The sequence below is a fragment of the Nostoc sp. CALU 546 genome (genome assembly GCF_048836525.1).
Genome location: NZ_JAWJTF010000161.1, coordinates 1 through 13,555, shown reverse-complemented (window position 1 = coordinate 13,555; position 13,555 = coordinate 1). Strand labels below are relative to the sequence as shown.

Annotated in this window: 8 protein-coding genes and 1 pseudogene; 7 read left to right on the top strand and 2 right to left on the bottom strand. The window is 39.8% G+C overall.

Annotation, left to right across the window (positions count from 1 at the left end):
• Window positions 1–562 precede the first annotated feature (562 nt).
• The 4 genes and pseudogenes from RRG12_RS40135 to RRG12_RS40120 form a co-directional block, all read left to right on the top strand.
• Window positions 563–2,440: a 4Fe-4S binding protein gene (locus tag RRG12_RS40135; protein WP_420763032.1), complete on the top strand. Its 1,878-nt coding sequence runs from the start codon at window positions 563–565 to the stop codon at window positions 2,438–2,440.
• 15 nt (window positions 2,441–2,455) lie between these two features.
• Window positions 2,456–3,016, top strand: a complete 561-nt coding sequence (locus RRG12_RS40130) for a slr1658 superfamily regulator (protein ID WP_420763031.1) — start codon at window positions 2,456–2,458, stop codon at window positions 3,014–3,016.
• A 40-nt stretch (window positions 3,017–3,056) separates the two neighbouring features.
• On the top strand, window positions 3,057–3,401 hold the full coding sequence (locus RRG12_RS40125) for a slr1659 superfamily regulator (RefSeq protein WP_420763030.1): 345 nt from the start codon (window positions 3,057–3,059) through the stop codon (window positions 3,399–3,401).
• A gap of 124 nt (window positions 3,402–3,525) precedes the next feature.
• Window positions 3,526–3,627: pseudogene (locus RRG12_RS40120) on the top strand (transposase); the annotation flags it as partial.
• Window positions 3,628–3,859: 232 nt separating this feature from the next.
• Here RRG12_RS40120 and RRG12_RS40115 read toward each other — a convergent pair.
• Complete coding sequence (locus tag RRG12_RS40115; RefSeq protein WP_420763029.1) at window positions 3,860–6,814, bottom strand: DUF4157 domain-containing protein; 2,955 nt, start codon at window positions 6,812–6,814, stop codon at window positions 3,860–3,862.
• Between the two features lie 347 nt (window positions 6,815–7,161).
• Window positions 7,162–9,252, bottom strand: coding sequence for an ATP-binding protein (locus tag RRG12_RS40110; RefSeq protein WP_420763028.1), 2,091 nt, complete (start codon window positions 9,250–9,252; stop codon window positions 7,162–7,164).
• A gap of 1,266 nt (window positions 9,253–10,518) precedes the next feature.
• Between RRG12_RS40110 and RRG12_RS40105 the strand changes: the two genes are divergently transcribed.
• From RRG12_RS40105 to RRG12_RS40095, 3 genes are all read left to right on the top strand, one after another.
• Window positions 10,519–10,974 (top strand): ubiquinol-cytochrome c reductase iron-sulfur subunit, encoded by a 456-nt coding sequence (locus tag RRG12_RS40105; RefSeq protein WP_420763027.1) that lies wholly within the window; start codon window positions 10,519–10,521, stop codon window positions 10,972–10,974.
• Window positions 10,975–11,136: 162 nt separating this feature from the next.
• Complete coding sequence (locus RRG12_RS40100; protein WP_420763026.1) at window positions 11,137–12,057, top strand: cytochrome-c peroxidase; 921 nt, start codon at window positions 11,137–11,139, stop codon at window positions 12,055–12,057.
• The coding region (locus RRG12_RS40095) for a DAHL domain-containing protein (RefSeq protein ID WP_420763025.1) at window positions 12,054–13,555 on the top strand (1,502 nt) is incomplete at its 3' end. The genes RRG12_RS40100 and RRG12_RS40095, both read left to right, overlap by 4 nt.

The window sequence follows — 13,555 nt, the reverse complement described above, 5'->3', positions numbered from 1 at the left end:
TTGCGATTTACTGAAACTGAGTTCAGTATCAATACTTCTCAGGTTTTGCATTTTTAACTCGGAATCGGGTTTGGGGGAAAGGTTACTGGATTTGGGTTAAAGGTTCTTCTTTCCCTTTTACCCTTTCCCCTTTTCCCAAAACCCGAGAAGTATTGGGAGAAATCTTTTAGCAGCACCAGTTTTTCCGATCGCGCTTCTTGGAGAACAATTATCACTTTACCTTGCTTTTGTTCTTAACCAAGAAGTATTGGGCTACGGGAGGGTTAAAAGCCTATCGTTAAACCACGCCAGGCCCATCCGTAGGCATTATCTGGAGGGGCTTGGTTTGTATAGCCGCACCCTTCTAAGGTGTCGGATAAAAATGTTTGTGCAAAATTGGGATGCTCCCGAAGTACATAAGTCGATTTTGCCGACACCTATACAAAAGATAGAAAGCTTAACTACCATTTAGTCAACAAATATGATCTTAAGAAAGTAAACAATTATCCCGATACTTAAGGGATTTGTAATGAATGAATTGAAAATTCGTTAATTTTTCTCGGATTGATAAACAGGGTTAATTATGTTCTCTAAAACTTCAGAACAGCAAATGCATATAGTCAGGTGGCTGCTAACTTGTGGTTGGTTGCTACTGATTTTTTCTCTTTTTTATGATCCCATATCACCTTGGCTAACTCAGCCGAACAATACACTGAGTCCCTTTCGCCTTCATCCAGATATCTGCGTTAGATTGCAAGGTGTTTGCATGGAACAAAAACCATATGCTGTTGGCGCACGACTATTTTGGACAATCATCGTTCCTGCATCAATTTTTATTCTTCTGGTTTTTGGACACGAACTTTGGCGGCGAATTTGTCCCTTATCATTTCTGTCTCAAATTCCTCGTGCGCTAGGACTACAACGACAGCTTCGGCGAGTTGATCCCAAAAGTGGGAAAATTTCTTATGAGTTAGCCAAAGTCAAAAAAAATTCCTGGCTTGGTCGCAACTATCTTTACCTACAGTTTGGTTTATTTTATCTGGGATTGTGCATTCGTTTACTCTTTGTCAACTCTGACCGTTTGGCACTGGGTATTTTTTTAATCTTCACAATTCTCTGTGCGATCGCTGTCGGTTACCTTTACGGTGGTAAATCCTGGTGCCAATATTTCTGTCCTATGGCTCCTGTGCAAAAAATTTATGCTGAACCTAGAGGACTGCTAACCAGCAAAGCTCATGAAGGCGATCGCCAAACTATTACCCAATCCACATGTCGAATTGTCAACCCAGAGGGAAAAGAACAAAGTGCCTGTGTTGCTTGCCAAAGCCCTTGTATAGATATTGACTCTGAAAGGTCTTACTGGGATGGCATTACTAACCCTGACCAAAAATTGCTCTACTATGGCTACATAGGTCTAGTCATCAGCTTTTACTATTACTACTACTTCTACGCGGGTAATTGGGATTACTATTTTTCTGGTTCTTGGACTCGTGAGGAAAATCAACTTAGTACTCTATTCAATCCTGGATTTTACTTGTTCGACAACCCGATTCCTATTCCCAAATTAGTAGCAGTACCCTTAACTTTAGGTTTTTTTGCCTGGGCTACTTATTTTCTAGGGTTAAAACTAGAAAAAATTTACAAAATTTACCTGCGAAAAACCAACCAATCCCTCAGCAAAGAGCAAATTCAACATCAGATTTTTACCTTCTGTACCTTCCTCGTCTTCAATATCTTTTATGCGTTTGGCGCTCGTCCCAATATCGGTATGCTACCGCTGTGGTTGCGATATTTGTATGATGTATCCTTGGTCATGGTTAGCACTTTGTGGTTTTACCAAACTTGGAAATGCAGCCCACATTTGTACTTACAAGAAAGCCTTGCCAGCCGCCTCCGCAAGCAACTTAGTAAGCTTCAACTAGATGTTTCCCGATTTCTAGAAGGGCGTTCTTTAGAGTCTCTTAATCCTAGTGAGGTGTATGTGCTGGCGAAAGTCCTGCCTGGATTCACGCAAGAAAAACGGCTTCATGCTTATAAAGGAGTACTAAAGGAAATCCTGGAAGAAGGGTATGTTAATTCCTCTAATAGTTTGGAAATGCTACGACACATGCAACAAGAACTAAATATTAGTGACCAGGAACATCTGACAGCCCTAACGGAATTAGGAATTGAAGATCCAGACTTGCTTGACCCTAATAAACAACGCAATCGAGAAGATCATTTACGCTTGCAAAGTTATCGCCATCAAATCGCTAACATAGTCGGTAGCAAGCGACGGCGGACGGCCAAGGGATTGGGACGAGAACTATTAAAAGTAGTAGAAAAGAAAAAGTCCATTCAGGATGTACTCACAAAAAATCATCAAAAAATTCATCAGACTGTGCGATCACTCAGATTAGAGTATGGTATCACTCTGGAAGAAGAAGAAAAGATCCAAGCTAGCCTTGATAAGGAAATATAAATAGGTAGTTATGTTATGACACAAATATTTGGAGACTTCATTGACAATTTACTTGATAGTCAAGAATCTTTGAGACTAGAGTTTACACCAGGTTCTATGCCACTTAAACAACGTTGGCAAAACAATGGTTTGTCTGCTAATTTCATGGCTGATTATTTTGCTATCTTTTTTACCACAAGTGAAACCAGGGTAGAGGTAACGAGTGCCGTTAGTTTTGTCGCTAATGAGTTGTTAGAAAATGCAATGAAGTTTAGAGACGAGACATCAAATTATTCCATCCGGCTTTCGCTGCAATTATATGAAGATAGGCTTGTGTTTATTGCTACTAACAGTGTCAATCCTCTAACAATCGAAAATTTTCAGGCATTCATCCAGACATTAATCACCTGTGATCCAAGTGAATTGTATATTAGCCAGTTAGAAAAGAATGCGGAAGATGATACAAACACCGTCTCTGGATTGGGCTTGTTAACAATGGTCAATGATTATCTAGCTCATTTAGGCTGGAAGTTCGACACTGTCCAAAAGGAACCAGAAGTCATGATTGTTAGCACAATGGTGCAGTTGATGATATAAATATCTTCGCAATAATTAATATCTAAGAGGCTTCAGATGAATGGAGATTAAAACGGAAAATTACAACATCTGGTATAACACAGAGGTAAAAACAGTTACTTGTCAAGGTTCATTACGGCTGAGTGGAATGGAAGAAAGCCTGCCTATTGTCCAGTTGCTAGATGATGTACTTGTTCAACAACCATCAACTCTCACCTTGAATTTAAGAGAATTGAATTTTCTGAATAGTTCAGGAATTAATATGGTGTCGAAGTTCGTCATTAAAGTGCGACAACAGAATAATGTACAACTCGTAGTACAAGGTTCCAACAATATTTCTTGGCAAGGCAAATCACTCAAGAATTTGCAACGTTTGATGCCCAATTTGCAATTGGAATGGGAATAGATAAATTGGCGTATTTGATAATAATAAACTTCAATAGCGTCATTCTTTATTTGTAGATTTTCTAGTAACCACATTGCGGATCGCCCATCCCGGGCTGATCCTCATACCTTTTATCAATGTCTGGAAACCGTTGTTTTGGTCTAGCTCGTATTATGTAGCGTCAAGTGGCGGCGCACCGATTGATAAACTTAGGCAATATATCAAAGAGCAAGACGCACCAACTTAAATATTAGAGTTGTCGGTAAATAAGACCAGAAATCCTTGAAACCTTATGCAGCTAGCGTTTGGGGCAATTTTAATTAAAATGTCTGTAAGCTATGTTTAGCAGTACTTTCAGACATCTTTATCGTTATTTACCGACAAGTCTATTTATGGATTGGTTATTTCCACTTCGTTCCAATAACCCGCTCCGATCCCTACCCTACTAAGATTTGAGGGTAGGGACTGCCGCGATACGTTCAACGCTTCTTCAAAGCTTTGTTGATCGCTGCTTCCTTCACTAGACTTGCAAAGGCTGGTGGAAAATCATTACCATTCAACTGATCCCAACTCACTTCCTGTTTCAAATTATTTTTGTCCCCTTTCAGCTTTAATATGCGGTTGACTGTGGTTGTGGGCTGCTGTAGTTCTTGTGGGCCAAGATATTTAGCTAGTACATCATTGTAAACTTGTTGGACTGCACTATCTTTCTTATTCCCATTCAAACCCATACTAGAGAATAGAGTATCTTTTTCCTCGTTGCTTGCTCCTTCTAGCATAGTGAGAGTATTGCCGGCAAGTTCCTTTCTAGCCTCATTTTTCCTCTCTGTGGTCTTATTAGGATCGAATCCTTTAACTCCCTTATCCCGCATTTTCTGCTTAAGTTTTCTTGTTCCCCATTGTCCAATTTGAAAGGCTCCGACACCTGCACCCATAGCAGTAGCAGCCACTAATCCTGCTGGGCCAGCACTGAACCCTACAACCCCAGCAGCTAGTGTTACATTACCAAGAACAGTATTTATGGCTGCACGCTTCATTTTCTTTTTCTGTATTTCTTTAAGTTGATCTAGCGTGTCAAGTTGATCTAGTGTCGGTGAATCCCCTATTTCACCTAGACCTTTCTTATTCTTGTAAGCCTTCTTAAATTTGTAGCCTCCTTGGATAGCCTCTGCGGTACCAAATACCGTAGCAGCAGCAGGAGCAACCGCTCCTCCAGCAATTATTTTCGCTCCTTCTGCTCCTGCCAGTACCGCACCACTAGCACCACCAGTCTGTTCTATACTATAAGCTAAACTAGAAACATCTTTAACTGCACCTGCTGCCGATTTTGTCAAGTCCGCAACATTTTTTACACCCCTACCCATAGATTTGCGACCGCCAAAATTCTCTCTTTGAGCAGCTTTCAGACCAGCATCAGTATACAAAATCAGCTTTGGCACAGTTGTCAAAGTGCTAGCTACTGCCTTACCAGCATCAAAGGGTATCGATGTACCTGCGATCGTACCCCCTTGTTTGACCGCTGCTAAAGCTCCCGATCCAGAGGTTGAATCCCCCGGAGCCTGATGATGTTCAGCACCTTTTCGTGCTTGGGTTCCGACTAATCCAGTGTATGTAATAGCGGAAGTCATGTTGCCTAAACCGTCAGATGCATTTGCAATTCTTTCCCTTTTTGGCTTTGCCTTATCTCTAAATGCACTCTTAAATTTCTTAAGAGAGTCATGAAATAAAAGCAAACCACCAACAGCTTTGACATCATCTCTAGTCATGCCAATTACGGCTGCATCATTGCCAAATTTTTCAGTCTCGCCAGGGGGAAGGTTTAAGTAAGAATTTGGGTTTACATCATTGGCGGGGAGATTCTGCCCCAAAACTTGATCGACATTTGAAACGCTAGAATCCTGTCCCAGAATTTTGGTTTGATCTGAATAAGTCTCGTGTTGCTTGATCCCATCTGCAACTTCTTTTCTCGGCTCTTTGGTATTGTCAAAGGGTTTATTGATTCTTGCTTTTGTTCGTTCCCACCTTGTTGCTGGTTGCTTTCCTTGCTGTAACCCTTGTGGCGGAATGTTCCCTTCTAATCGTGCAATTTCATCTTGCTCATGTGCTAATTCCTCGAACTTCCTTATTACTTCGTCCATGACACGCTGTCCTACCCCCTGCTGCCGCAATTGTGCAATTCGCTGCGCTCTTTGGGTGTTATTCATTGCTAGCAACCTTTGTGCTTCCTGTTGCGGTATTACAGGTATTGGTGGTCGCGGCCGTTGTTGCGGTGTTACAGGTATTGGTGGTGGTTGTCTCGTGGGGGCTGGTGGGTACTGTGGTAGTTGCTCCAACTGAGGCATAGCTGCCACTTTCTCTAGTTCTGACTTTGAAGGCAGCTTACTATCAAGTTCTCCTAACGTTTCCTCGATTTTCGCGTAACTTTCGTTAATAGACCTTGGGTCTTTGGCTGAATTTTGAGATGAGCTTTGGAACTGAGTGGAAGGCCCTACCTGTTGTCCTTCGTTTTCTACAGGATCTTCAAGAGAATAAAAAGATTCATTATCAGAATCAGATTCATCTTGTTCTTGTAAAGTTGTTACTGCTAAATCTCTGCCTATACTAGGTTGTCGATCTGTATCTGTTGTGATTACTTCTTTCGGGTTTCTCACTACTTCTTCGGCAATGTCATCAGAAACTTGTCTGCCAATATGAACTACATGCTCAGAATCAGAGAATTCATCAGCAGTCTCATAAGATTCATCACTAGAATCAGAAACATCCTCTTCCTGAGCAGGCATACGCTGCACTCCAGAACTTGCAGCCCCACTCACTTGTGCTGACTCTCCCCGCGCTGCCTTCGTACCCATAATATCGGCTTCAGTTTCTAACTGAGAGTCGGTATTGATGGCAACTCCCTTGGACTGAGGCCCGGTCACTCGTCCGGCTCGTTGTTGTTGTACGTGAGCTAATTCGTGTCCTAGTAGCTCTTGACCTGACTGGGTTGTGGGTTGATACTTACCTGGTTGAAAGTGGATATTTTGTCCCTGAGTATAAGCTAGTGCCCCGATTTTCTCTGCTTGTGATCCTTCGTGAATGCGGACATCAGAAAAGTCTGTGCCAAAGGAAGTTTCCATCTTCTGCTGCACCAATTTCGGCATGAGTTGACCGCCGCTACTGGGAGCTAGGTTTACTTCAGGCAGATCCTTGAGTGTCTCCTCAGCTTGCTTGGGCTGAAGCATTTCAGACATTCCCTGCCTCATTCCTGGAAATATGGGTATCTGGGCAAGGTTGAATCCTTGCAGTTTTGGTTCCTCTGGTGTCTGGGTCAACTCCTGGCTTTGTGGGGCAGAGTTCACTACAAAAGGATGCGACTTAATTTGAGACTGTACTGGTATAACAGCATTTGAAATGGATTTTTGACCAAGACATTTTTTCGTCTGTAAAGCTTTCATTTCAAAGTCTCCTTAAGTGCTGCCTAGCAAACTCAATATTTCTGAAGGCTAGGATAAATAATATCAGAATTTTGTCTAAATATTTATGCAGACAAATTCAACTAAAGTCCAAAGTCTGAAGTTAATGAAACATTAAAATTTGGTGAAATAAAAAGTTAAATGAACCTTTAAACTTAGTAATCAAAATCCCCAACCTCGGTAGTCTTTAGCCTCTACAATAAGTAACTATCCTTCATATTTACATAGCGTTTATGATTGTTTTTTACTTGTGAGGGCTTACCCAATAAAGCATCTGCTTCAGATGTTGAGCGATCGTAGCCTTAAATGTAAAATACTGATGTAAATAGCTACACCCAATTCTTGATCTCAGTATCAGTGAGCGATCGCTCCAGTTTAGTATATTCACTTTTGGTAGCCTGTAAAATGTGTTTCATTCCCAATGACTCACCAGAATTTGCGGCAATAAAGGCTGCATTCAAAGCGATATTACGGATATTACCCCCTGTGGTACTCAATTGGGCTAATTTGCTGAAATCTAGCCCTTCGGTCGGTGTTTGGCTGGGGAAAACACGCTGCCAAATCTCTGCTCTTTGCTTGGCATCTGGAAAGGGGAATTGCACAACAAATCTGAGGCGGCGCAAGAAAGCTTGGTCGATTGAACTTTTTAAGTTAGTAGTTAAAATCGCCAAACCACGATAAGATTCTATGCGTTGCAACAAATAACTAACCTCCATATTTGCATAGCGATCGTGACTGTCTTTTACCTCTGATCGCTTTCCAAACAGAGCATCTGCTTCATCAAATAATAAAATCACGCCGCCTGTTTCCGCTGCATCGAATACTCGTCGCAGATTTTTCTCTGTCTCACCAATGTATTTATTCACAATTGAACTTAGATCGATGCGATAAAGGTCTAATCGCAACTCCTTAGCTAACAACTCTGCGGCTGTTGTCTTACCCGTACCGCTAGCCCCTGAAAATAAGGCACTGATCCCTAGTCCCCGCCCACTTTTACTTCCAAATCCCCAGTTCTTATACACCTTCGTCCGTTTCGCTACATGAGCAGCAATCTCGTGCAGAATTCCTTGTTCTTTCTCTGGTAATACCAAGTCGTTCCAACTGGCAGATGGTTCAATTCGTTGAGCTAACTCATCTAGACGCGGGCGTGCTTGGTTGCGGCAAATGTCCCAAAGGTGGAAATGGGTAGAAGTCGAAGCTACACTCTCCTCTGTTTCTTTGTCCCTTTGCCCTTCTATTTTTTTAGCTAGGCTTTTTACTCTCAAAGAAGCAGTCTGAATATCTGTGGGACTGAGGCTGAAATGGGATACCAAAGTTTCTACGTGTCCTTGAAAGCTGGGTGCGATGTTCCCCAAAGCATTTTGCCAAATTAACTGCTGTTCCTCTGAGGTGGGTTGATGTACATCAAAGGTAATTAAAGGACGCTGCCTTTGACGGCGGCGATCGCGACTAGTAATAATTAAAGGACAATTAATGGTTTCGATGAAACGGGAGATTGCACTATTTCGGCTTGCTTCCATTGTTTCTAATTCATCACAATCTAGCAGCAGCACGCGATCGCTTAACATCCATTCCCGCTCACACAGGCACTTGATTAGATTGAGTTGGTTAGTATCGGTAGGAATAGTTTCCGCAGAAATAGCATATAAACTTAACCCTAAAAAGGTACAAGCAGTGGAGGCAATGGCTGGTTTACTCGCCACTCCTGTTCCGCATAATTGTAAAACTGGTAATATTTCTGTCTCATCTAACGCCTGCAACCAAGTATCTGCTAATTGCTGTGCTATATATTCGTGGGAGGATACTAAATAAGCAGTTACTGGCACCGATAACTCAATCTCCGCCAAGCGCTCATCCAAATGTTGCACTCCCATAAGATGATGCAATATCCGTTCATCAATCCGCAATGGATTAGTAGTTAAAGTATTTCCTGCTCCAACTTCAATTAGTCGCCATCGGCGTAACGACGCGCTAGGCATCAGCGCACTCCAATGCGGTTCTGCTAACACTTCCAAAGCCAAGCTAAAAGTGGGATAATTTTGTTGCTGATCGCCTTGAGCCTTAGCAAACAGTGACGACCAACTACGATCCAATTCTTTACCTGCACACAACAGTAATACATTGCGCTCAAACAAAGACAAGTCGAAAATATTGCACACCTGCTCTAACGCAGATAATTCACTGGAATCAGTTGTGGGGTAGTGAAAATTTTCCCTATCTCCGCCAAAGTTTTCGGAATCAGCTTTGAATCCTCTGCTTTCTTTCCATTGTTCCATTTCCTGATTATTTGCAGCGTCTCCCACTTGATGAATATGACATTGTAGGGCTTCGCTTATATGACTGATTGCCCTCATCAGATAATATTGATTAGCCTCTAACCAATTGCTATTTATTGTAGGGATTGATAAGTAAGTAGACATAATTAAAAATCTCTGTGTAAAGCTAGATTATAATCTCGATACTGGCAGCACTAATATACAAAAATTTGGTTTAAAAAATACTATTGATTACCTGCAATATCTATTAACTGAGTCTGATGACCTGCAACTGCTGATTTTTTGGGATGGTGCTAATTACCACCGTTCTAATAAATTGATATTGTTTTAAAGCTAAAGCAAGTTTAAATTTTAGTTAATAAAAATTTAATCTTTTATTATAATACCACTCCTATAGGTTATCAATGGAGTCAATACTTTTCGGGTAAGGGGAAAAGGGTAAGGGGAAAGAAAAAACCTTTAACCTTTTCCCCAAACCCAATTCCGAGTTTAAAATGCTTATCCGAGCAGTATTGTCAATGGAGTAATTTAGCTATTTCTGGTAATGATTTTCTTTTTATTGGCGAGATTATTCCTAAGTGCAAATATTTGAAGCACTCATAATTTCTTACAGAAAGGCAGAGGGCAGAAGGAAAGAAGTATTAATAAAAACTAAAGTTGCTGGGTTATTGCCCAGTTTAAACAAAGAATTGTATCGATAGCGCAGCGTTAGCGAGTCATCGAGCGTCGCGGAAAGTGCCGCGAGATACAAAGCGTCCAAGATCAATCCCACATTTTTAAATGTGGGTTCCTTTGACTTAGTAGATAAAGTTAAATTTGACTTATGCAACGTGATTGCAAAAAATATTTTGTCGGCAAGTTGAAATTTTTGAGAATGACTGCATGAGTCCAACTAACAGGAAACTATATAAAGCTTAAATAATGTCAGATTAAATATTTAAATTCTGGGGAAAATATCTCATGGCTCAAACATCCTGTATGTAGTTTTAATAAACATCTGAGTGCTACACCTCAAAATGAGCAATTCACAAACAGCAATAACCGCAAAAGATATATGAGTAATTATTCGTGGTCAGTCCAAGCATTTAAATTGTAATATATCTTCACCACCACTACGCAAATTTACCAAGTAAACCCTACGAGGATCTGCTGCATTAGAACTACGCGATCACTTGCAAATTACAACCCTGAAAAATAAGTAACAAAGAACTGCGGGTGGACTTATCTTTATTGCAAACATAAAAAATACGTTGGTCACGGACTAGTGTTCAAAGCTTGCAAGTATTACATACGATTCCCAAAAGTTTGCGATTTGAGCCAGAACTAGGACATGATGCGGCCGCACTGTCTGAGCAGTATGTTAGCCCCATGTTAATGATTAGATAGCTATTTATATGGAGTTTTTTAAATATGAATCGTCGTGATTTTATCGGTTGGTTTAGTGTTAGCGCCTTAATCAATATTTTACCAGTATTACTCACAGCTTGTAGTTTTAGTAAAGATGAAGTACAACTCAAACAAGTAAGTCAGAAGAATAGTAAAGTTGCCCGAAAGGACGGATTTTTAGTAGTTGGCACGACTCAAATGTTAAGCGATCAAGGAATTATTTTAGACCAGAAAAAGGCAGATGTACCAATTTTGGTCATTCGTAATCCAGACAACACAAACATTTCTGCATTCAATCCCACCTGTCCCCATAAAGGCTGTATCGTTGAGTGGAAAACTAATACTAAAATGTTTTCTTGTCCCTGTCATGGAGCCAAATTTAATGCTGATGGCAAGTGGATCGAGGGTCTTATTAAAAGACCTTTAAAAAGTTTTGAAACTAAGGAGGAGGAAGGCTTTATTTTAGTAAAATTAATTTAAAAATGCGTTATAAAACTTACACAGACAGGAGGAATATTAAAAATAATGATTTTAAAAAGGAAGTTAATTGAACGATTATATTTAATACTCGCTTCCCTTTTTTGCCTGATATTGTTTATCTTCTTTTGGCAAGACTTTTGGCAAACACAGCCATCATTAATTTTGCCTAACCAGTCGTTAAAAAATGTCGTTTTACATGAACCAATTCAGCCAATTACGCTTGAGTTAAAACTTGATGAAAACAAAGTTAAACTAGGAAATAAACTGTTTCACGAGCCTAAATTATCTAGTGACAATCACATTTCTTGTGCTAGCTGCCACAACTTAAATACTGGTGGTACAGATAGATTAATGCTTTCTATTGGCAGTAATAAAAAATTGAGTCATGTAAATACACCAACGGTATTTAATAGTGGCTTGAATTTTAAACAATTTTGGAATGGACGGTCTGAAACATTAGAACTTCAAGCCGAAATAGCAATACTTTCAGGGAATCTAATGGGAAAACAAACTTGGTTAGAAGTTATTAATAAACTCAAGCAAGTTTCTGAATATGACTCTTGGTTTAAACAAATATACACAGATGGGATAACAGGGGATAATATCAAAGATGCGATCGCTACCTTTGAACACTCTTTATATACTCCTAATTCACGTTTCGATCAATTTCTGCAAGGTAATCAAAACGCCATTACTGAAGAAGAAAAACAAGGGTATCATCGCTTTAAATCTTATGGCTGTGTTAGCTGTCATCAAGGTATGCTACTTGGTGGTAATATGTTTCAAACCTTTGGACTATTTGGGAATTATGCTAGCGATCGCGGTGAGGTAACCAAAGCTGATTTGGGACGATTTAATGTTACAGGTGATGAGCGCGATCGCTACGTTTTTAAGGTTCCTAGTTTGCGAAATATTGTGTTAACGTCTCCTTATTTTCATGACGGTTCAGCTAAAACCCTGGAAGAAGCAATTAAGGCTATGGCTAAATATCAACTGGGACGCAAAGTTCCCGAAACAGACATCGATCTCATAATTAAATTTCTCAATACTCTAACAGGGCAGTACCAGGAGAAACCATTATGAAACGTGTCAAATTCCAAAAACTATTTATTGTCTTGACGGCTATAACTATCTTGGCTTTTTTAATTTTTAAAAGTCTATCTATTAATTTTGCCCAACACCAGACATACCAAAATTTTATAGTCAAATTGCCAGAAAACAATGCTATTTTCAATCAAGACATTCTCAAATTTAGATATAAGTTAATCAACTCTTATGATTCTTTAGTGAGTATTTTAAACGCACAGAAAAAAATTCAACAGCAGTTGCAAGAACTCCCCAGTTTTATTAATGCCAATGACCGTAAGCAAATCCATAAAATACTGGCAGTTCAGATAAACTTACTTCAACAAAAAGAAAGTTTAAGCGAACGCTTCAAGTCTCAGAATGCTACCCTAAAAAACTCTCTGCTTTACCTACCAAAATTGACAGATGAAATTCAAGAAAAAGTTGCTGACCAAAAATGGTTTATTCCCTTAAAAACAACTCTTAATAACTTAATTTACGATATTTTACTCTACAATCTTACAGATAATGAATCTCTGAAACCTCAAATTAATACACAAATAGAAAAGCTATCGCAACTTAAACAGCAGTATAAAATTAGTGAGAAACAATTCTCAATTAATCTGGTAATTTCTCATACTGAAATTATTCTTGATTACAAACCTCAACTAGACGAAATAACCAATCAAATTCTCAATATTCCTACAGATCAGAATGCCATAACATTAGAAACTACTTATAATAATGCTTATCAAAAAGCAATTAAGACTGTCAATATGTATCGTTTATTTATTTATTGTTGGTCTTTAATCCTGCTTGGCGGCATTTCTTACCTTATCATCAAGAAATTTTCTGAAGCAAACCATAAAATAACAATTCTGAATGAACGCCTCAAACTAGAAAATCTCCGTATGAGTGCAGAGCTAGACATTACGCGCCGATTGCAAAAAATGATTTTACCTAAAGATTCCGAACTCGACCAGATTCTAGGGCTGGAAATTGCTGGGTTTATGGAATCTGCTGATGAAGTTGGTGGCGACTACTACGATGTGTTAACCAACGATAGTAGTGCCAAAATTGGCATTGGCGATGTCACTGGACACGGATTAGAGAGTGGGGTGCTAATGCTCATGGTACAAACTGCGATTAGAACACTCCAAGAAAGTAATGAGACTGATCCAGTCAGATTTATGGATATACTCAACCGCACAATTTATAAAAACGTCGAGCGGATGAATACTGATAAAAATCTCACCCTGGCATTACTCGACTACCACCAAGGTCAACTTAGCATTAGTGGGCAGCATGAAGAAATGGTCATAGTGCGCTCGTCAGGGAAAGTAGAACGAGTAGAAACAATGGAACTAGGTTTTCCCATTGGGCTCGTATCAGACATCGGTAACTTCATTGCTCAAACGCAGGTACAGTTGTATTCTGGAGATGTAGTAGTGCTTTATACTGACGGGATTACAGAAGCAGAAGACATCAATGGCGTACAGTCAGTAGACCTAAAAGT

What these genes read in the sequence shown, in the direction of transcription:
- RRG12_RS40110 (WP_420763028.1), bottom strand. Translation starts at nt 9,252, where the DNA reads ATGTCTACTTACTTATCAATCCCTACAATAAATAGCAATTGGTTAGAG.
- RRG12_RS40125 (WP_420763030.1), top strand. Translation starts at nt 3,057, where the DNA reads ATGGAGATTAAAACGGAAAATTACAACATCTGGTATAACACAGAGGTA.
- RRG12_RS40115 (WP_420763029.1), bottom strand. Translation starts at nt 6,814, where the DNA reads ATGAAAGCTTTACAGACGAAAAAATGTCTTGGTCAAAAATCCATTTCA.
- RRG12_RS40130 (WP_420763031.1), top strand. Translation starts at nt 2,456, where the DNA reads ATGACACAAATATTTGGAGACTTCATTGACAATTTACTTGATAGTCAA.
- RRG12_RS40135 (WP_420763032.1), top strand. Translation starts at nt 563, where the DNA reads ATGTTCTCTAAAACTTCAGAACAGCAAATGCATATAGTCAGGTGGCTG.
- RRG12_RS40105 (WP_420763027.1), top strand. Translation starts at nt 10,519, where the DNA reads ATGAATCGTCGTGATTTTATCGGTTGGTTTAGTGTTAGCGCCTTAATC.